Below are 20,013 nucleotides of genomic sequence, written 5' to 3'. Positions count from 1 at the left end.
GCTCTTTTTTACACACAAGCATCACTGCTCAACAGTTGCCCGACAGCAGGTGGCTTTAGCAAGACGTCGGGCAAGTCAAAACACCTTTGGAGATTGAAATGCTCACACTACGAAAGAAGATTGCTGTTGCTTTCCTGCTCGCTCTGGGCGGCACGATCGCACACGCCGCGTCGCAGCCGGCCGCGAAAGATATTGTCATCGTCCATGGTGCGTTGGTGGACGGCTCAGGCTGGCGTGCCATCCACGACATCCTGACCAAGGATGGTTTTCACGTGACTATCGTGCAGGAGCCACTTACTGGCCTTGCAGATGACGTCGATGCCACCAAACGCATCCTGGATCAGCAGAATGGCCCCGTTGTGCTGGTCGGTCATAGCTATGGCGGCTCCGTGATCACGGAGGCCGGTGCCGACCCGAAGGTCAGCGCGCTCGTCTATGTATCCGCACTCCAACCTGATGTCGGCGAAGCCAGTGGTCAACTGCTGTCGAAGTTCGCCGCGCCCAACGATGCGATGCGAGCTACGCCGGACAAATATTTCTACATCCCCGCGGCCAAATTCCGTGCGACCTATGCAGAGGATCTCCCTGCCCCGGAGGCTCAGTTCCTGGCGGACTCGCAGCAGCCGCTCGCTCAGAAAGCCATGGCCACACCCATCACGGTGGCGGCATGGCGTACCAAGCCCAGCTACGCCATCCTCACCACTGAGGATCGCGTCATCAGCCCTCAACTTCAGCGCTGGATGTATCAACGTTCGGGCGCCAAAGTTACCGAGGTTGCCGGAAGCCACGCTTCTTTTATCTCCCAGCCCGCCGCAGTCGCTCGAGTGATCGAGACTGCCGCAACGCAGACGAACTGATCGCTGATCATCTCGATGGGGCATGTCCGATTTAGGTAGAAGGCCGACATCTCCGCAAATCGGCATGCCCCCATCGCAGCGGCACACCTCGGTTGTGAACACACCGGGACATAACCCCATCCCGAGATCGAGACCGTACCAATCGCCCCATGAATTCACCACGGACGTCGCCTGTATGCTCTTACTGATCCTTGCTTACCTCGGCGGTGTACTGACCATCCTTAGTCCGTGCATCCTGCCAGTGCTGCCTTTTGTATTCGCGCGAGCAGACCGCCCGTTCGCGCGCAATGGTCTGCCCATGCTGCTGGGCATGGCGCTTACCTTCGCCGCAGTCGCCACACTGGCCGCTGTTGGCGGTGGCTGGGCCATCCACGCAAACCAATACGGCCGCTTCGTCGCCTTGGCAGTGCTCGCTGTGCTTGGTCTCACGTTGCTTTCCGAGCACGCCGCCGAATGGATTAGCCGTCCATTCGTAGCGCTCGGCAACAAGCTCACTCAGCGTGGCGGCAACGAGGATGATTCGGTGCTTTCGGCGGCGGGGTTAGGCGTCGCCACCGGACTGCTGTGGGCACCATGCGCAGGTCCCATCTTGGGCCTTCTGCTTACGGGGGCGGCCCTCAAAGGCGCCAGTGTCCAAACCACCTTGCTGCTGCTCACTTACGCAGCCGGCGCTGCGACGTCGCTTGCACTGGCGCTCGCCATCGGCGGGCGCGTGTTCGCTCTGATGAAGCGTTCGCTTGGTGCAGGCGAATGGGTTCGCAGAGTCCTGGGTGTGCTGGTATTGGCCGGCGTTGCCAGCATCGCACTGGGGCTGGACACCGGATTGCTGACTCGCGTGTCACTGGCCAGCACCGGCGGGATCGAACAGAAGCTGATCGACGCTGTACGCCCTGCTGCTCCTGCGCAACCTACTGTCAAGGCAGGTGAGCCGTTGTCGGTGGAAGGTGAGATACCCTCGCTCGACGGCGCAACCCAGTGGCTCAACAGCCCACCGCTCACGACACGGTCACTGCGTGGCAAGGTCGTACTGGTCGACTTCTGGACCTACTCCTGCATCAACTGCATTCGCGCCCTGCCCTACGTGCGTGGCTGGGCCGATAAATACAAAGATCACGGCCTAGTGGTGATCGGTGTGCACGCGCCCGAGTTCGCCTTCGAGAAGGATCCGGGCAACGTCGCCAACGCCGTGAAGGACTTGGGCGTCGACTATCCGGTCGCACTCGACAACAACTATGCCATCTGGAAGGGCTTCGACAACGAGTATTGGCCTGCGCATTACTTCATCGACACGCAGGGACATATTCGCCACCATCACTTCGGCGAAGGCGATTATCAGCAGAGCGAGGACGCGATCCGTCAACTGCTCGCCGAAGCCGGCCAGGAGAATCTGCCTGGCGGCTACGTGCAACCGAACGCCCAGGGAGCAGAGGCCGCAGTCTCAGGCAATACCACACGCTCGCCGGAAACTTACCTGGGCTACGAACGCGCGGAGAATTTTGCCGGCGGCCAGTTGGCGCAAGACGATAGCTCGACCTATCACGCACCACAGACGCTGATGGCCAACCAGTGGGCACTCGACGGGCGCTGGACGGTGAACGACGACAAGGCGCGGCTTGACCTCGCCAACGGACGCATCGTCTATCGATTCCGCGGTCGTGATTTGCATCTGGTACTGGGCCCCGGTCGCGACGGCAAGCCCGTACGTTTTCGCGTGCTGATCGATGGCCAGGCACCCGGCTCCAGTCATGGTGTGGACATTGATACGGATGGCAACGGCACCGTCGCAGCGCAGCGACTCTACCAACTTGTTCGACTGGCCAACGGCAACGGTGAACATACCTTCGAAATCACCTTCCTCGCCCCCGGCGTGCAGGTTTATGCCTTCACCTTCGGTTGAGCCTCACCTTTGGTGTGAGAAGGAGTCCATATCAATGATCATCAATCGCCACGCTTCAACGCAACAGAATCCACGCATCGCAGACCTGGCTCGATGCTTGGAGCCCAACATGTCGCTCTTGGCCGAATGGTGGAACAACACAGGCATTGCGGAATTCGGAGACATGACCCCGCAGGAACTTGTCTCGACTGGAAAGAGCGACGTTCTGGAATGGTTTCTTCGATCGATTCTTCGCGGCGATCGAGAGTGAATGATCGCAATGCGTAGAGAACTACGGTCTACGCAGAGTGACTCACCACCAGCGCATCTGTTGCTCAGAAGCGATGCGATCGACTTAGTGCGTCAGAAGTTGTCTTTACTGGCGGAAGAGATCGACCAGTGGGAGGCAATCACGTGCACGACGGATGGTTGATGAGGCAAGTCGAACCACCATCGCGTTTCGCGCAGACTGGCGTGAGTTTCAGGAGTTCTATGGATAAGAACCCTGAAACTCTCAGTACCGGTAAGCCACGCGTGCAGAGCAGCCCTTTTCTACCTCGCCTCTTAGACGTGCTCCGCCGTTTCGCCCATGGTGAGCAACAGCTCATCGAGTCGTTCGAGGGTGGAGGCCAGGCCATCCTTCAGCCCCATGTCGATGGCTTTCTGCACGTCATCCGCCGAGTTATACAGCACGACAGTCGTGACGAGGGTTCGCTCCTTCGCATCGGTGAACGCGACGTCCCAGCGTGCCCTGGGCATATCGGGATTCACGATCCCTGCCTCATCACAAAAGCCATCCAGGGCCGCATAGTTATCGATCGGGTTTATCGCTTGATAGTCCAGGCGATTCCAGAAAGCTTGCCCATCGGGTGTGATCATGGCGTAGTGCCAATACCCGCCTTGCTTAAACTCCATGTGCTTTGTCTTGGTGGTAAGAGGCTTGGGAGCAAACCACCGATCGAGCAATTCGCGCTTCGTATGACAATCCCACACAAGTTGGCGCCCCGCCGCAAACTCCCTTTTTACGATGATGCTGTTTTTTTCTTTGTCGACGATGAAATCGAATCGAAGTTCAGCTGTCACGTTTTTCTCCATTGAGTGATTCTAAGAGGCTATCGAGATTCTGGTATCTACTCGCCCACATCGAACGCTGTTGCGCGAACCAGCGCTCGGCGGCTGCCAAGTTCTTTTGTTCGAGCGTGCATGTCCGGATACGGCCACGCTTCCTGGAACGGATCAGTCCGGTCCTTTCCAATATCCCCACGTGCTTCATGAAGGACGGCAGAGCCATGGCGAACGGTTCCGCCAGTTCACCCACCGTTGCGGACCCTCTGCCGAGCCGCTGAATAACAGCCCGGCGCGTTGGGTCGGCTAGCGCATAAAAGATCGAGTCTAATGCCGCTGCATTGTTAGCCATGTGGCTAACTATAGACCTAACAATCTGTGTCCGCAAGGGATCAAATGCAGGCCTTCCATAGACATCAAATAGTGTCCTTCGAGGGTCAAAGGCTCGGCCTGCCCTACTCCCGATAACAGCCCCTAATCGCCATCGCCATAAGGTTAGTGTGCGCTTGTAAAGACGAGGCATGCATCGGGTTTTCCTGCGGCCTCCACCCACACGTGTGTGGTGCTGCGAACGAATTGTTTTGAGACGCCGATGTCTTCGTTTCGCAAGAACGGCGCATACACCATCACGTGCGGCGGATATAAGATCTTTGCCTCTCCCGTTTTCGGATCGAGCTGCACGAAGTCATGGGAGAGCATGTAAGCAACGCCGGGTTTTGCGGGTGGCCGCAAACGCCCTGCGCTGTACTCCGCGTCGATCATGCGGTCAACGCTCGGGCCATCGACGCCACTCACCATGATCCGTGCTCGTTCGAGGCTCGCCTGGAGGGTGGTGCGTGAACCCTCGGCGTCGTAACAGACGGGAGCGGTGACGTGAATGTCGCGTTCGACAAGGCAATTGAAACCGTTGCGACTCGCTCGAACCAAAACGAACCCGGAAGGCCCGAGTACGTAAACACCAGCGTCCACTCGCAGCTCCGGCGGTGCCGCGCTAAGTGCCATGGTGATTTCTCGATTTCGGTCAAGCTGAGGAATGCCTGCCGGGAGTGTGCTCGCCATTGCGCTCGTCGCGGACAGCAACGTCAGGATCGCGGCGAGGCGAAGTGTGTGGTGAATCATTCGGTAGCTCTCATGTGGTGTTGATAAATAAGCATGTAAACAGCCGGACTTCGGTTCGATCACGTAGTTCGCCATGCGAAGCCAGGCCGCCATTTCAGATTCACGCCCAGCGTGCCCAGCACGATCAGCGCGACACCTGCCATCTGAACCAGGACCAGGCGATGTCCGTACAGCAGGTAGTCCAACAGCAGCGCCATCAGAGGATAGATAAACGAGACAACGGCAATGGTCACCACAGGCAGCCGCGGATAAGTCGAATAGAACAGCACATACACGATCCCGCTATGGATCACGCCAAGGCCAAGCAACCACGCCCAATGAAGCCCTATGTGAAACACGCTACTGCTGCTGAAGCCTGCGAGCATGGCAACGCCAACCCAGCACTGGATCATGACCAGAGCGAACGGACGCTCCTTGCCAATCTGACGCGACATCAACAGCGACACGCCACAGAACAGCGCTGCGAGAAACGCCAATCCAACACCGATGAGATAGTTCTGTTCCGTGTGCCGAAAAAGGCGGACAGGATCGCTGGTGCAGATCACTCCAACGAAACCCAGTACCGTCCATGCCAGGTCGGCCGGCTGCGTGCGTTCACCTTGCACGAGCGTTGCCAGAATCAGCATCACGAACGGGAAGCATTGATAAACTAACGTGGCAACTCCGATGGACGATCGCGCCATGCCTGCAAAGAGCGCCACCCAATTGAGCACAAGCAATACCCCGCTCAACACCGCCCCGCGGAGTAACACGCGCTCGTGCCACAGTCCTCGCAAGTAGCCCTTGGCCAGCCCCCAGCCGAGCAGAAACAGGCCGCCAAACAGACAGCGATAGAACACTGCCGTAAACGCGTCTTGGTGGCTTTCATGCACGAAAACACCTACCGAGCTGATCAAACACTCGGCAAACACCAGTTGCAAGACAGCGCCACGCCTGTCGTTGGGCTGGGATGAAGGGGTCATGGTTGGCTGGGCTTTCCAGAACGATGGGAGGCAGCGTAAGGCTCACGATGCGACAGATACAGATTCAGATAGAATCAAAATAGACAAGTACAGATGGAGTCCCCTCCATGCTTCTCTATGAACGCGTTGCCGCGGCACTGCGCGCGCAAATCGCTCACGGCACGCTGCGCGCCGGCGAGCGCCTCCCATCGATCCGGCGCTTGGCGGAGGGACACGGCGTCAGTGCGGCCACCGCGGTTCAGACATACCTGCAACTGGAGCGCGAAGGCTTGGTAGTAGCGCGGCCGCGCTCGGGTTATTTCGTGCGCGCATCGACACCGCAGTTGCCGGCCTCCCCGCTTGCAAGACGCCGAGTACCGGGCGAAGTCAACAACCCCGCGCTGCTCGATGCCACGGAAATACGTGCGCGCGGCGACTTGCTTCCGCTGCATAGCGCGACGCCTGCCCTCGAGTTGCTACCGCAAGGAGCGTTAATGGCATCGGTGTCGCGTTGCCTTCGTCGCGCGCCAGCAGCGGTGCTCGAATACGCGCCGGCACAAGGCCACTTGGCACTGCGACGTCTCATCGCCCAACGTTATGCACAAGTAGGCGCACCGGTATCACCGGAAGAAATCGTGATCACTGCCGGCGCGATGGAGGCGATCGACCTAGCCTTGCGTACCATTACCTCACCGGGTGACATAGTGCTGGTGGAAACACCGACCTATCACGGGATCCTTCAGGCAGTCGCCGCATTGCATCTGAAGGTGCTGGAAGTTCCGAATCTGCCTGGCCAAGGTATCAACGTGGCTCGCCTCGACCAACTGCTGCAGCAGAACTCCGTGCGTGCGGCAGTTTTGGTACCTAATTTCAACAATCCACTGGGTAGCCTGACGAGCGATGCCGACAAACGAGCCTTGGTAGACAGCTGTGCCCGGCACGGTGTCATCATCATCGAGGACGATATCTACGGTGAGCTGGCTTGGTCCGGGCAGCGCCCATCACTGCTTCGCCGGTGGGACACCCGAGGCATGGTGATCAGCTGTGGCTCGTATTCCAAAATGCTGGCGCCCGGTCTGCGCCTCGGTTGGCTGGCGGGCAACCAATGGACAGACGCCTTAGCGCGCGCCAAATTCTTCTCCACGGTGGGAGGTACCAGCCTTACCCAGCTGGCCATGTCGGACTATCTGCAACGCCACGATCTGGAGCGACATCTTCGCCGGCTTCGCCGAACATTGGCGGATAACGGGCAGCGCCTATTCGAAGCCATCGCGCGTTACTGGCCCTCCGATACGCGCGCAAGCGAGCCACAAGGAGGCTTGTCGCTGTGGGTGCAACTGCCCGCACGTGGCGATAGCCGTGTGTTGTCCGAGGCGGCGTTGTCGAAGGGTATCCGCACATCGCCTGGTGTGCTGTTTTCCAGCCGAGGCGACTATGTCGATTACGTAAGGCTAAGTTGCGGACTGGTGTGGAATGAGCGGCTGGACCGCGCCATGAAGGAACTGGGGAAATTGGTGACCAAGCTCGACGGATCGAAGGTTATAGCTCGGTAGAATATCGTCGGTCGCATGGCGTATGACCATGACTTCCGTGGCCAGCGCAATAGTCGACAGGCACATAACACGGGCCAATCACCTTCACTCATAGATCACCCATGCGGTTTGCGCTGGCGGAAGTTCACAAGAGCCCGCCTATACAAAATTTTTGAACAGGCCCCTCTCAGGTGTCGTCCACCTGTGCACCGATACCACAACACGGCAACGCCCTCGAATGTCGCCCTTCTGATTCGAGGAAATTACCGTGAGACCAAATTGCCGCCGAATGGCTCAGGCAAATTTGACGAGGTTATGAATGGTAAAGACATCGCCCGTCTTCCGCCCTTGCAGGTGCGCGAGATGCGAATCAGGTCGAAGCGTTGGCATCCTCGTGGCCATACGCCAGCAGGGCGATAACCGGCAACAAGACGAAGCATTTGACGCTGACCGTGGCAAAAAACAACGCCCCGCTGCCACAGCCTAGGGCGAACGCACCGACATTGGTCGCCATGCGTGCCAGACGCGCGTTGGCCGCCGCATTTTGCTCGCCTTTCACGCCATGCCACTTGTCGGCGAGATCCAGCATGATCTGCGTGGTAGTGCCCGTCATCAGCGTGGTGGGCGGAGCATAGGAAAGATGCACACGCTGCAGCGCGTTCTGAAGTGCCATGGCGGACACAAAAACCATGCCAGTGACGATAGCCGGTGCAGTATCTGCATCGGCGAACGGACCGAAATACCAAGCCATGGCCGCACCGGCGATGAGCAACAGCAATTTCAGCATGAACAGCGTGCGCAGTACGGGTATGCCCCGTTCGATCAGCGCATAACGCAGTAGCCGGGCCAATACGACAATCACGCAGAAAACGGGTAACGCCAGAAGCTTGGCAAGCGCGCCGGACGAGCCATGCACGAGCGCTGCGCCCAGCGTCACGAAGTTGCCGGTGACGTGGGCAGTAAACAGTCCGTGCAAGGCGAGAAAGCCGGCGGTATCGACATAACCGGCGTTGAAGCTCAGCAAGGTGGGCAGTGTAGGTTTCTTCATCACGCGGCCCATCGACAAGTCATCACCATCCCCAGCGCACCTCAGCACCCAGGTAGTCTGAATCATGCCCACCGGCGTGGCGTAACGCCGATGCCACGACGTAATGATCCGCTTCCAATCCGAACGCCAGGCTTCGCGTGGCATTCCAACTGAGTTCCAACTGCCCATAGGTGCTGCTTCGTCGACCCGGTTCTCCGGCGGTGCCGGGAACCGGAATATCCGGCTGCACGTAGATCGCATCCTGTGTGGTCTGCCTCCACAGCATGCCGATGCTGGCGATGAGTTTCACGTTGTCGATGGGCGTCAAGGTCAACGACGGCTTGAAGTGGATGAAATTGGTGTAGCCGGTGTAACCGGACATAGTGACGTAATAGCCATTGGGGAACAGGGGATTGAATGTTCCGACATGTCCGTCGGCCAGGTTGTGGTCGCCGGAAGCCGCATCCAATTGCACGCCAAGACGCGGACTCCAGCCGATACCGGTGAACGTGTAACCTGCAAGCGAACCCAATGCCCAGGCATCGACATCTTTCATACCAATGTGTCCACCCTGCTTCATACCTTCGATGTCCCAATCGAATCCCTGCAAGTGACCGTTGTAGTGCATGTCCACATTCTGCCTCTCCTCGTTACCGGAAGCGGCAAGAAAATGCACGTCATCTTGGCGGAAATCCGAGAAGCTGATGCTCAGTTCACTGGTCGCCGTAAGGCGGTGCTGCGCACGGACGCCGCTGAAAGTCAGATGGTGGTTGCTGTAATCGTCGAAATCCGATTCGTTACGGTATTGCACCGGTTGGCTCGCAAAACCACTGATGCGCCAATCGTTCCGCTCGTAATCGGCCCAGATAGCATCGTAGGCCTGGCGCACATTCGGCCCGTCACGAACCGATACGAAACGCTGTAGATCGAAGGCGATCTCTTGACGTCCCACCCTCAGCTTGAGCAGGCCGCCGGCCACGTCGCGCTGCGTGTCCAGGAACAAAAGCCGCAGGTCCAGACGATTGGCATCGACCGGCGAAGGCTTGGCCAAGCCGGGAGCCAGCGCGTTCTCCAACTGCACAAACAAGCGCGTGTTCGCTGTCAGATGCGCGTCGGCGTGAAGCTCGAGGCGATGCAACAGGTAATTTTCGCGATGGCCGCCTCTGACGTCGAACAAGGCAGGATCCACGCTTACAAAGCGCTCGCGCACGGTGACACCGAACGACAGATAACGTTTTGGATCGGTCTTCGACAGCGGGATGTATTTGAAGGAATCCCCTGGTTCCCTAGTAATGCGCGGATCGGCCAGCACCGACCAATCTTCCTGCCAACGATAGAAGTCAATCGCTGGTCGCTGCGGCGCAGCTTGCTCGCTTGTCGTATCCGGATCTTGAGCGTCCGCAACATCGACGACATTCGCCGTGCAGGTCATGCTCAATAGCAACATGCAGCTTGTCAGCACAGAAAGGTCACCTGTCCGGGATCCATCAACCAAGGACCGGCATCCACCGGACCGATGTGCCCCGCGGGCTTATAAAAAAAGCCCGCAGGGCACTTCTCACGAAGGACAACTAGTGCGCTTTCGGCGCGTGAATCTCCGCGATATAGCCACCCGGGAATTGCACGATGGCCGAACTCCTATCGCTGGAGTCATAACGCGGAGAAAGCACCTTCGCCCCGGCCGCCGCGGCCTTGGCCAACGTCGCATCGAGATCCTTCACTTCATAGCCGGTGAGCTCGTGGCCGAACGGGTACGGCAGATGGCCGTCCGTTACGTTGACTTGCATCTTTCCGAAGCCGGACTCGATGCGGATGCGTCGGTAGGTCTGGCCGGGCTTTCCGATTTCGCCGGCATCAGCCTGGCGATCGTCGGACACCACTTTCCCATGCGAGAAGCGCAGAAAATCATGCACGAAGGTGTCGACCGTATCCGCAGAAACATAGATGCGGTTATCGGGCACGGTTTCCAGTTGGCCGTACTGTGGCGCGGTGAAATGCCAGTAGAGTTGCATTTTTACGCCGCCGGGCCACTGGATCACCGCGTCGAGACCGATCGGGTCTTTGAATTTGTCGACGATCACTTCTGCACCGGCCGCTCGCGCTTCCTTGATCGCCTGATCCATATCAGTCACTAGATAACCGGTGCGCTCCAGCCCGAACGGATATGGAATCGGCGTCAAAAACGCAAACGTCGACAGCGTGCCGACCGGTGTCCATACATATTGCCCTTCAGTGCTGCTGGGAACAGGCAACACATTAAACGTGCCGCGCTTGGACGGCTTGCCGCCAAAGGTCGCGGTGAAACTGTTGACGAACGTATCAAAATCGCCCGGCGCCACATAGACATGCGTGGTGTCGTACTGTGCGCCGACCGCCAGGCTTGGTGCACTGTTGGTTTGTTTGGCGTCGGCTACTGAGGCGAAGAACGCGAGTAGCGATGCAGCCAGCCATGTGTTGAACGTGAGGATTCGCGACGGTGTGTGCATGATTGCCTTCCTAAGGTGTCGAATTCTGGCAGCTAACGATCTTTGACTTCATGACAGTACAGCGCGGCGAACGCCATGCCGGCGATCAAGGCGATGTGCTCCATGAAAACATTCATTTCGGCAAAACGTGCGGCGCCTTCCAGATTCCAGAAAGCATGCGCCACGTAGGTCGAGATTGCGGTGAATACAGCTAGCGCGCCAGCACCGAGCCAGGCGTAGCGATTGACAATGATGGCCAACGAGCCACCGAGTTGCACGATCAGCAGCAACACATACAGCGTCCATGATGCCGGTAAACCCATGGCGTGGATTTCAGCCAGCGCGGCGGCGGGATGGAAGAGCTTATCGACGCCACTCCACCAGAACGGCAAGGTAAGCGCTACGCGCGCAAGAAACGCTGTCGCGCGCAATTCAAGCAACGCACTGATGAATGCTGGGGTATCAGTGCGGTGGCGTTGGGCAGTCATTAGACTGCCCAGCACGCGCAACCCAGCGCGCCCCAGAACGACTTGAGATCCGCTTCGGATATCGGAAGCTTGGACGACCAAGCGCCGATGTGATCATGACCATGAACGTTGCAGCCACTGCAACCGCACGCATGCGCCTGACGCATTACGGGTTGCGTGGGACCGCTCCACGCCGCGTATCCGCCAAACGTGCGCACCGGCGACCAATCCGGCATAGCGGGTGGTAAGGGTGTGTCGTCGAGATGCTTGAATATATCTGCAGCGTAGACAATCTTGCCGCCCACGACGGTCAAATGCGAAGTGAGGTCCGCGATGTCCTGTTCGGCACAGGCAAAGAAGTCGCGGCTGGGCACGATGAGATCCGCTAGCTGCCCGACCTTGATCTGCCCCTTCTTGCCTTCCTCGTTGGAGAACCATGTGACGTACTGGGTCCACATGCGCAACGCAGTTTCGCGGTCCAGGCAGTTGCGCTGCGGATAAAGGCGCATACCACCCACGGTACGACCGGTGACCAGCCATGCCAGCGACACCCATGGGTTGTATGACGCTACGCGGGTGGCGTCCGTACCGGCCGATACCTTGACGCCTTTCTCCAGCATGCGTGCCACTGGCGGGGTTGCCTCAGCCACTGCGGCGCCGTAGCGTTCGACAAAGTACTCGCCCTGATAGGCCATGCGATGTTGTACAGCGATTCCACCACCGAGCGCGGCGATGCGGTCGATGGATCGGTCGGAAATGGTTTCCGCGTGATCGAAGAACCAGTTGAGCCCTTTCAACGGAATATCGCGATTGACGCGCTCGAACACATTCAAAGCGCGAGTGATGGTTTCGTCGTACGTCGCGTGCATGCGCCAAGGCCAACGATTCTCGGCCAGTACGCGCACTACGTCCTCCAGCTCGCCCTCCATCGATGACGGCATGTCGGGGCGCGGCTGGCGAAAGTCCTCGAAGTCGGCGGCCGAAAAAACCAGCATCTCGCCAGCGCCGTTGTGGCGGAAATAGTCATCGCCTTGCTTGTACTTGGATGTCTTCGTCCAGTTGAGAAAATCCTCTTTCTCCGCTTTCGGCTTTTGTGTGAAGAGGTTATACGCAAGACGGATCGTAAGCTGCCCTTCTTCGGACAGCTTGCGGATCACTTCGTAATCTTCCGGATAATTTTGGAAGCCGCCGCCTGCGTCGATCGCACCGGTCACGCCCAGGCGATTCAGTTCGCGCATGAAGTGACGTGTGGAGTTGAGCTGGTATTCGAACGGCAGCTTCGGTCCCTTCGCCAACGTGGCATACAAAATGGCCGCATTGGGCTTCGCGAGCAGCAGGCCGGTGGGGGTTCCGGCGCTGTCACGCTCGATTTTCCCGCCAGGTGGTTCCGGCGTGTCCTTGGTGTAGCCGACGGCTCTCAATGCGGCGGCATTGAGCAACGCACGATCGTAGAGATGCAGCAGGAACACCGGCGTATCCGGCGCCACGGCATTGAGCTCGTTGATCGTCGGCAGTCGCTTCTCGACGAATTGGTGCTCGGTAAATCCGCCCACCACCCGCACCCATTGCGGTGGCGGGGTAATCGCGACCTGGCGTCGAAGCATGTCCATCGCGTCGGCGAGTGAGCGAACGCCATCCCACCTCAGCTCCATGTTGAAGTTGAGGCCACCGCGGATAATGTGCAGATGGTTGTCGATCAACCCAGGCAGCGCTGAACGACCCTTGAGGTCGACGACACGTGTGTTGCTACCGGCCAACGGAAGCACCTCATTGTCGCGGCCGACCGCCGCGAAGCGGCCGGCCTCGATCGCCACTGCGCTGACTGTGGGGTTAGCGCCATCGAGCGTGGTAAAGCGGCCGCCATGCAGGATCAAGTCCGGTGCGGAAGACGACGGGCTCATGATTTTTCTCCTTTATCCAGACGCGCATCGTCCGCAGATGCATCAGTCGGAGTCTGTCCGCTGGGCAACTTGCCGAAGATATGCGGCTTGACTTGTTGGCCCACCCAGATCGCCACGGTCGTCTGCCGTCCCACCACTTGTTTAACTAACGGTGGGACCTGTTCACCGATAAGGATGCCAAGCAATCCCACCAATGCGATCACCGGCGGTGCCGGTGATCGCACATTGAGCAGGCTATAGATGATGCCGACTAATAGTCCGACGGCCAGCGAGATCAGATAAGGTTTCATGATGCACTCCGCACCGTTGACGATAGACAAAGTTCTACAGGCTGCTTGGGGTTTCCCTACTTATGCGTGGCAGCAGGAACTATGTAATCGGGAAGCTTGGTCGGCGGCGCGCCATGCACCATCGTATAGGCGTATTCGACGCCGACGCCGTACGCGCCGCAATGCGTCTTTACGATGTCCATCACAGCGTCGTAAGTATCCCTCTGCGCCCAGTCGCGTTGCCACTCCAACATCGTCGACAAAGCCGTGACCGGCTTGGCACCCGCCTGGATGACTCGCTTCATGGCATTGTCATGCGCCAGTGTGCTGACGTCGCCGCAGCAATCTTCCACCACATAGACCTCATAACCGTCATGAATGGCCTGCACGGTCGGGAGTGCAACGCAGGTTTCCGTCCAAAGGCCAGAAAGCACAATCTTTTTCTTTCCGCTCTTCTGGATCGCCGCAACGAAGTTGGCATCGTCCCATGAGTTCATGCTCGAACGTTCGATGGGGGTCTGGCCGGCCAGCGCCGCAAGCAGCTGTGGCCATGTGTTGCCGCTGAAGGATTTGCTTTCCACAGTCGACAGCACGACAGGAACACCGAATACCCTGGCTGCTTTGGCGAGAAGAACATTGTTGTTGATGATGGTCTGGCGATCATGGCTGTTGACGCCAAACAACATCTGAGGTTGCAGGTCGATCAAAGCCACCACGCAATTGTCGGGGGTAAGAAGACCCTTTTCGCTTCGTTTCTGGACCATGGGGATTTCCTCGTAGGGAATAACAGTGTTTTGTGGATAGCGAATCGTTCGCTGACGCATCAGGCGCGGATAAAGTTCAACAAGTCGGTATTGATGACGTCGGCATGAGTCGTCATCAACCCGTGCGGGAACCCCGGATAAATCTTGAGCGTGCCATTCTTGAGCAGCTTGGCCTGCAGTAATGAGGCATCTTTGTACGGTACGACTTGGTCATCGTCGCCCTGCATCACGAGAGTGGGTACCGTGATGGCTTTCAGATCGTCCGTTTGATCTGTTTCGGAGAAGGCCTTGATGCCCTCGTAATGGGCGAACGCGCTGCCCATCATTCCCTGGCGCCACCAATTCTGGATAATTCCTTGCGAGACCGTCGCACCGGGTCTGTTGAAACCATAAAACGGGCCCGAAGGAACATCGAGAAAAAACTGTGCCCGATTGGCGGCCAGCGCCTTGCGTAAGCTGTCGAACACCTCCATCGGAGTGCCACCCGGGTTCTTATCGGTTTTGAGCATGAGCGGAGGAACGGCGGCAATAAGCACGACCTTGGCTACTCGACCCTGAGGCTCGCCGTACTTCGCGACATAGCGCGCCACCTCGCCACCGCCTGTCGAATGGCCGATGTGGACTCCATTCCTCAGATCGAGATGCTCGACCACTGCGGAAGCGTCGGATGCGTAATGGTCCATATCGTGACCGGTACCCACTTGCGCCGAGCGGCCGTGACCGCGTCTGTCATGCGCGACAACGCGATAACCGTTAGCAAGGAAGAACAGCATTTGCGCGTCCCAGTCGTCCGACGACAAAGGCCAACCGTGGTGAAACACGATGGGCTGAGCGTCCTTCGGGCCCCAGTCCTTATAGAAGATCTCGACGCCGTCTTTCGTTTTGATGCTGGCCATGTTGCTGCTCCCATTACGGACTGATGATGCGAAGGTTGTCTGATGCACACTGGCAGCACGTACTGCAGCAGGCAGCGCCATCGTGGCAATCGTTAACGCGGCGCCGCACAACAGCGCGCGACGCTGTTCGTCGATTTCTTTGTCAGGATGCTCGATGCTCACATTGCCCCCTAGTGGATACACACGAATACGTAGTACGAGCAGCACGATCTCGTGCAAACGGCACGCGATATGCTTGAGTTAGGTTCATGGGATTCCGCGAGGTTGACAGGAATCGATGGAGAGACATTACATGCAGAATTCCCGCCTCATAAGCCCTCTTCAAGGCAAGGAACACTCACCCTGATGGGGGATTTGGATTGCCCTAAACACGAGATTGTGATTGACTTGTGACGCTCGGAGAGCATTGGTTGGACATGCAATATCCGCTCTTGGAGGCACGACGATGAATGGCGGGGAACGTCGCATTCGCATCATGATGGTCGATGACCATCCATTGTTCCGGGAAGGTGTCGCCGCTGTGTTGGCCTCACAACGCGATATCGAGTTGGTTGCCGAAGCCGTCGATGGCGAAGAGGCAATTTCCCAATTCCGTATTCATCGACCTGATATCACGTTGATGGATCTGCAGTTGCCCGGTATGGGCGGCATCGATGCCATACGCAACATCCTTGCCGAGTTTCCCCAGGCACGCATCATTGTGTTGACTACTTATCAGGGCGACATGCAGGCAACGCGTGCGCTCAAGGCCGGGGCCGTGGGTTATCTATTAAAAAGCACCCTGCGCAAGGATCTGCTTTTCACCATTCGTCAGGTTCATGACGGCCATCGGCACGTGCCAAGCGAAGTGGCTCGTGTGATTGCCGAACATGTCGGCGATGACGTATTGAGCATGCGTGAGCTGCAAGTACTCGGGCATGTCGCAGGTGGTTATTCGAACAAACGGATTGCCACGCACATGGGCATCTCGGTCGAGACCGTCAAGACGCACGTGAAGAACATTCTTGCGAAGATCAATGCCAGAGACCGCACCGAGGCCGTAGTGATTGCCATGCGCCGCGGCATCATTGATGCGTAAACGACTTCACGCTTCACGGCCCCAGCTGAGCATGTGCTTCAAGCGCTTCCACCGGACACTGTGCTTGCGTACATAGGCAATGGAAGCGGGAACCGTTAACTCGACATCGGTGCCTGCTCCTGGTCGCGCCCAAATCATCAACTGACCGCCAACGCAAGTTGCGCGCTCGCGCATGCCTACAAGCCCCCAATGGCCCGGTTTGCCTCCGGCATCGAGGATCTTCGGATCGATGCCAATACCGTCGTCGCGCACGCATACACGCAGTTGCTTGAAGTCGCAGCAGAGCTCGACTTCAATCTCGCGCGCCTGTGCATGCTGGAAGGCATTGAGCAAAGCCTCGCGTCCGATCAGATAGATTTCCTCGCGGATCGCTGGATCGATCTCATGTCGTATGCCACTCGATACAACCCTGAATGTCACCGGATAGTCGGCTGAGAGTTCCTTGCCTAGGGCCGCAAAGGTCACGGCAAGATCTTTAGCGGTGCCTTCAGTCATGCGCAAATCGCGCACCCTATCTCGTCCGTCGACCAGCACCCCATCGGCACGATCCAATGCCTGATCGATCATCACGCGTATGGGGTCCTTCTCAGGGATATGCTCCGCGATTGCTTGAAAGCGCAAGATCAGTCCCTGGATGCCTTGCAGCAACGTATCGTGCAGCTCGCGCGCGATGCGTTCGCGCTCGGCATGACGCACTTCCAGGCGATCACGCAGCTTTGCCGCTATCTGCCGCATCTGCAACACGACAAGTCCGATCACCAACAGGATGACTGCGACAATGCAGGCGATTATGAAGAAACGCGTCTGATAGAAGGTCCGCTCTATTTGGAAACGGACACTTGCGTCTTGCTGATTCCACTGACCATCGTTGTTGGCGGCAATGACCGCGATGCCCGCGGACGTGGGCTCGTTGGACGCAGCCGATGCCGGCCAGCAGAACTCAAGCAAGGCCATCATCATGATGAGCAGTAGCGCAACGCCTTGATGCCTGCGATTGTCCAAGGTCCCTACCCCAGTATCTGAACGATTCATCTAATTATGTCTATATTGACGCGTACATCCCTCATTGGAGGGTGGTGGCAGCGCCAAGATATCGAATTAATAAGCGGTGTACCGCCTCGTATAGGTTCCCCGCATGCAACGCCTGTATTCCATGTTTCCCATCGGCTCGCCCGGCGTTGGCCTCGTTCTGCTACGCGTGTCCCTGGCAGCGTCATTATGGCTGCTTCGACACGAGTTGTTGCCATGGTTAGGAGAAATGTCGCAGGTTTGGTGCGCTGGTGCCATCGCGCTTGCGCTGCTGGCCGGTGTCCTAACGCCGATTGTCGCCGGGCTGAGCTTTCAACTCGTCTGCTTGACGATCATACGATCAGATCTGGAACCACTTTCACAGACGCTTCCGTTTACGCTGATGGCAGCCGCGACGTTGCTACTTGGCCCGGGTGCATATTCGGTGGATGCGCGGCTCTATGGCCATCGCGTTTTAGTGATCCCTCCCAGGACGCATATCTAAGAGACGAAATACAGCGCACGGCTGAGTGAGAGCTAGTTCAACCTCGCAGCGAAAGGTCCGATGTTTTGCTGCGACGTATTGCGCTGCGCAGAGCCGCCTCATTCGAGTGAATTCCGTCACCTCCTTGAGGAGGTGTTCCAGCTATCTTTACGCGAGCACTTCACCGTTAACGACGCCCGCTCGCCGGCCGCTCCATACATAGCCCGCCCGTCACTTCTTACTGCGCGTGCGACGGCTTCCATTGAGATGATCGATCAACCAACGGCCCGCCGGACCGGGCGGCGCATCGTTCCGGTACACCGCACGCATTGGGATCAACGGCTTCACGCTGCCTGGCAGCTCGATGCGAACAGCGCACAGCTTGCCGCTGGCGATATCGTCCTCGACCATGAAGCGCGGCATGAAGCCGAAGCCGAACCCGGCGCGCAGAAAAGCGTGCCGGGCACCCATGTCGGCGAGCCGCCAGGTGTTCTTCGAGAACACGCCGTAGTTCTGACCCTTGGAAAGGCTCGATCGGTCTGTCAGCACGAGCTGCACGTGCCGCTGCAGTTCGGATTGGGGAATGACGCCTTTGAATGAGGCCAGGGGATGCGAAGGCGACACCACCGTAACCAGTGGTACGTCGAGCAAGAACTCGCTACGCACAGTTTCGGGAAGCACCGGCAGCGAGCCAACGATGCCGATCTGGCAGCTACCCTGCAGCACCGGCTCAATGACCGCGCCGAGCACCTCGACGAACACCCGCAACGGTGTGTGCGGAAACGTGATGCGAAACTTGGCGACCGCCTCGATCAGTTCACTCATGGGATACATCACATCGATGGAGAGCGAAAGTTCTGGCTCGAGCCCCTCGCGCAACGTCTTTGCGCGAGCTTTGAAACCATCCATCTGCTCTGCGACCGCACGCGCGTCCTGTAGCAACGCACGCCCACCTTCAGTGAGGGTTGGATAACGGGCGCTGCGATCGAACAAGGCCACGCCGAGTTGCCCTTCGAGATTCGCCATGGTTTGGCTAACGACGGACTGAGCACGTCGAAGCTTACGGCCAGCGGCGGAAAAACTGCCCTGCTCGGCAGCGGCGATGAACGTGCGGAGCTGATCGAGGGTTACACCGTCCAACATGATCTATCTCCCAAACCGATGGATGACATCGAATAATATAGGCTTCAAAGATGGGCATCGAAAGCCCATGTTGTTCTCCACCTATCAAGTCGCTCATTGGAGAGCAACCATGTCGAACACTCAGAAACTTATCGCCGTCGTCGGTGCAACCGGTCAGCAAGGTGGCGCAGTGTTGCGCGCCCTGCAGGCCAGCGGTCAATTCAAAGTGCGCGCGTTGACGCGCGATCCGGCCAAGCACCCCAAGCTGGGCGACGAAGTCGTCCTGGCGGATTTCAATCGTCCGGAAACGCTCAAAGCTGCGTTTGCCGGAGCCCACGGAGTTTTTCTGGTGACCAATGCCTGGGAAGCCGGCGCGGATGAGCGCAAGCAGGCGATCGCCGCCGTGAACGCTGCGAAAGCTGCTGGCGTGCAGCACCTTATCTGGTCGACGCTCCCTAACGTGGAGACGATCAGCGGTGGCGCGATCGATGTTCCGCATTTCACGCACAAGGCGAACGTCGAGCGCATCGTGAAAGAGGCGGGATTTACTTACCACACGTTCGTGATCGCGCCGTTCTATTACCAAAACCTGCTCGGCGCCATGGCTCCGCAGCAGCAGCCGGACGGTGTCGCGGGCTGGGCGTTGCCGCTCGATCCCGAGCGACGCGTCATCCACATGGGCGACATTACTGAACTCGGCCGCCTCGTGACTGGTGCGTTCGCGCAGCCGGAACTGGCGGGACACGGTGAACATCTGCCGCTGGTCGGCGATTTTCTGAGCTTCAACGAGGTCCTTGCCACGTTGAATCGACAAGGTCACAAGGTCTCGTTCAAGCAAGTCCCGCGGGATGTCTTCGCTAGCTGGTTCCCTGGTGCTGATGACGTGGCGGCGATGCTCGCCTACTTCGAAGCGCATACCTATCTTGGCTCGGATTCGCGCAGTGCGATCGCGTTGGCCAACAAGGTCGCCGGTCAACAGCCGACCAACTTTGCCGCTTGGTCCAAAGCGAACTTCGCGCTTCCGACGCCCGCCTGAAAACACGTCTCCCAAATGGAAAGTACCCTTGAGGTGCACTTCGAGCAGCTGGCCTGTTCGAAGTGCACTCAACTGGAAGACGGGCAGTGTCAGATCTCCGGTAAAA

The 20,013-nt window shown here is 58.2% G+C and carries 21 protein-coding genes; 7 read left to right on the top strand and 14 right to left on the bottom strand.

Annotated features, from left to right (window positions below; translation table 11 throughout):
• The first annotated feature begins 98 nt into the window (after positions 1-98).
• From QQL64_RS05665 to QQL64_RS05655, 3 genes are all read left to right on the top strand, one after another.
• The gene (locus QQL64_RS05665; protein ID WP_284396803.1) at positions 99-857 is read left to right on the top strand and encodes an alpha/beta fold hydrolase; all 759 of its coding nucleotides are present in this window, start codon (positions 99-101) and stop codon (positions 855-857) included.
• Positions 858-1,032: 175 nt separating this feature from the next.
• Positions 1,033-2,754, top strand: a complete 1,722-nt coding sequence (locus tag QQL64_RS05660) for a cytochrome c biogenesis protein DipZ (RefSeq protein WP_284396800.1) — start codon at positions 1,033-1,035, stop codon at positions 2,752-2,754.
• Between the two features lie 34 nt (positions 2,755-2,788).
• A complete protein-coding gene (locus QQL64_RS05655; protein ID WP_284396797.1) occupies positions 2,789-3,004 on the top strand; it encodes a hypothetical protein in 216 nt (71 codons plus the stop codon).
• Positions 3,005-3,297: 293 nt separating this feature from the next.
• On the opposite strand, the gene QQL64_RS05650 is transcribed toward QQL64_RS05655, so the two are convergent.
• The 4 genes from QQL64_RS05650 to QQL64_RS05635 form a co-directional block, all read right to left on the bottom strand.
• Complete coding sequence (locus QQL64_RS05650; RefSeq protein WP_284396794.1) at positions 3,298-3,816, bottom strand: SRPBCC family protein; 519 nt, start codon at positions 3,814-3,816, stop codon at positions 3,298-3,300.
• A complete protein-coding gene (locus tag QQL64_RS05645) occupies positions 3,806-4,150 on the bottom strand; it encodes an ArsR/SmtB family transcription factor (protein WP_284396791.1) in 345 nt (114 codons plus the stop codon). The genes QQL64_RS05650 and QQL64_RS05645 overlap by 11 nt, the downstream gene beginning before the upstream one ends.
• 143 nt (positions 4,151-4,293) lie before the next feature.
• A complete protein-coding gene (locus tag QQL64_RS05640) occupies positions 4,294-4,992 on the bottom strand; it encodes a hypothetical protein (protein WP_284396788.1) in 699 nt (232 codons plus the stop codon).
• Positions 4,977-5,879 carry a DMT family transporter gene (locus tag QQL64_RS05635; RefSeq protein WP_284396786.1) on the bottom strand — a complete coding sequence of 301 codons (903 nt, stop codon included), beginning with the start codon at positions 5,877-5,879 and terminating at the stop codon, positions 4,977-4,979. The genes QQL64_RS05640 and QQL64_RS05635 overlap by 16 nt, the downstream gene beginning before the upstream one ends.
• Positions 5,880-5,986: 107 nt before the next feature.
• Between QQL64_RS05635 and QQL64_RS05630 the strand changes: the two genes are divergently transcribed.
• On the top strand, positions 5,987-7,411 hold the full coding sequence (locus QQL64_RS05630; protein ID WP_284396783.1) for an aminotransferase-like domain-containing protein: 1,425 nt from the start codon (positions 5,987-5,989) through the stop codon (positions 7,409-7,411).
• 349 nt (positions 7,412-7,760) lie between these two features.
• Here QQL64_RS05630 and QQL64_RS05625 read toward each other — a convergent pair whose 3' ends face one another.
• From QQL64_RS05625 to QQL64_RS05590, 8 genes are all read right to left on the bottom strand, one after another.
• Positions 7,761-8,438 carry a YoaK family protein gene (locus QQL64_RS05625; RefSeq protein WP_284399657.1) on the bottom strand — a complete coding sequence of 226 codons (678 nt, stop codon included), beginning with the start codon at positions 8,436-8,438 and terminating at the stop codon, positions 7,761-7,763.
• A gap of 22 nt (positions 8,439-8,460) precedes the next feature.
• A complete protein-coding gene (locus QQL64_RS05620; RefSeq protein ID WP_284396778.1) occupies positions 8,461-9,879 on the bottom strand; it encodes an alginate export family protein in 1,419 nt (472 codons plus the stop codon).
• 109 nt (positions 9,880-9,988) lie between these two features.
• The gene (locus QQL64_RS05615) at positions 9,989-10,903 is read right to left on the bottom strand and encodes a glyoxalase (protein WP_284396775.1); all 915 of its coding nucleotides are present in this window, start codon (positions 10,901-10,903) and stop codon (positions 9,989-9,991) included.
• 32 nt (positions 10,904-10,935) lie between these two features.
• Positions 10,936-11,370 carry a DoxX family protein gene (locus tag QQL64_RS05610; protein ID WP_284396773.1) on the bottom strand — a complete coding sequence of 145 codons (435 nt, stop codon included), beginning with the start codon at positions 11,368-11,370 and terminating at the stop codon, positions 10,936-10,938.
• Positions 11,370-13,250 carry an amidohydrolase gene (locus QQL64_RS05605; protein ID WP_284396770.1) on the bottom strand — a complete coding sequence of 627 codons (1,881 nt, stop codon included), beginning with the start codon at positions 13,248-13,250 and terminating at the stop codon, positions 11,370-11,372. The genes QQL64_RS05610 and QQL64_RS05605 overlap by 1 nt, the downstream gene beginning before the upstream one ends.
• Positions 13,247-13,540 (bottom strand): XapX domain-containing protein, encoded by a 294-nt coding sequence (locus tag QQL64_RS05600; RefSeq protein WP_284396768.1) that lies wholly within the window; start codon positions 13,538-13,540, stop codon positions 13,247-13,249. Before QQL64_RS05600 ends, QQL64_RS05605 begins: the two co-directional genes overlap by 4 nt.
• A gap of 56 nt (positions 13,541-13,596) precedes the next feature.
• On the bottom strand, positions 13,597-14,283 hold the full coding sequence (locus QQL64_RS05595) for a hydrolase (RefSeq protein ID WP_284396765.1): 687 nt from the start codon (positions 14,281-14,283) through the stop codon (positions 13,597-13,599).
• A 59-nt stretch (positions 14,284-14,342) separates the two neighbouring features.
• The gene (locus tag QQL64_RS05590) at positions 14,343-15,179 is read right to left on the bottom strand and encodes an alpha/beta fold hydrolase (RefSeq protein ID WP_284399654.1); all 837 of its coding nucleotides are present in this window, start codon (positions 15,177-15,179) and stop codon (positions 14,343-14,345) included.
• Positions 15,180-15,624: 445 nt separating this feature from the next.
• Here QQL64_RS05590 and QQL64_RS05585 point away from each other — a divergent pair, with 445 nt between their 5' ends.
• Entirely contained in the window at positions 15,625-16,257 is a 633-nt protein-coding gene (locus QQL64_RS05585) for a response regulator (protein ID WP_284396763.1), read from the top strand.
• Positions 16,258-16,263: 6 nt separating this feature from the next.
• Here QQL64_RS05585 and QQL64_RS05580 read toward each other — a convergent pair whose 3' ends face one another.
• Entirely contained in the window at positions 16,264-17,259 is a 996-nt protein-coding gene (locus QQL64_RS05580) for a sensor histidine kinase (RefSeq protein ID WP_284396761.1), read from the bottom strand.
• A 133-nt stretch (positions 17,260-17,392) separates the two neighbouring features.
• Here QQL64_RS05580 and QQL64_RS05575 point away from each other — a divergent pair, with 133 nt between their 5' ends.
• A complete protein-coding gene (locus QQL64_RS05575) occupies positions 17,393-17,770 on the top strand; it encodes a hypothetical protein (protein ID WP_284396758.1) in 378 nt (125 codons plus the stop codon).
• 210 nt (positions 17,771-17,980) lie between these two features.
• On the opposite strand, the gene QQL64_RS05570 is transcribed toward QQL64_RS05575, so the two are convergent.
• The gene (locus QQL64_RS05570; protein ID WP_284396755.1) at positions 17,981-18,892 is read right to left on the bottom strand and encodes a LysR family transcriptional regulator; all 912 of its coding nucleotides are present in this window, start codon (positions 18,890-18,892) and stop codon (positions 17,981-17,983) included.
• A gap of 109 nt (positions 18,893-19,001) precedes the next feature.
• Here QQL64_RS05570 and QQL64_RS05565 point away from each other — a divergent pair, with 109 nt between their 5' ends.
• Positions 19,002-19,907: an NmrA/HSCARG family protein gene (locus QQL64_RS05565; protein ID WP_284396753.1), complete on the top strand. Its 906-nt coding sequence runs from the start codon at positions 19,002-19,004 to the stop codon at positions 19,905-19,907.
• Positions 19,908-20,013: the final 106 nt, after the last annotated feature.

The organism is Dyella lipolytica, from assembly GCF_030160075.1.
GTDB classification, from domain to species: domain Bacteria; phylum Pseudomonadota; class Gammaproteobacteria; order Xanthomonadales; family Rhodanobacteraceae; genus Dyella_B; species Dyella_B lipolytica.
This window is presented reverse-complemented; position numbering and strand designations above follow the sequence as displayed.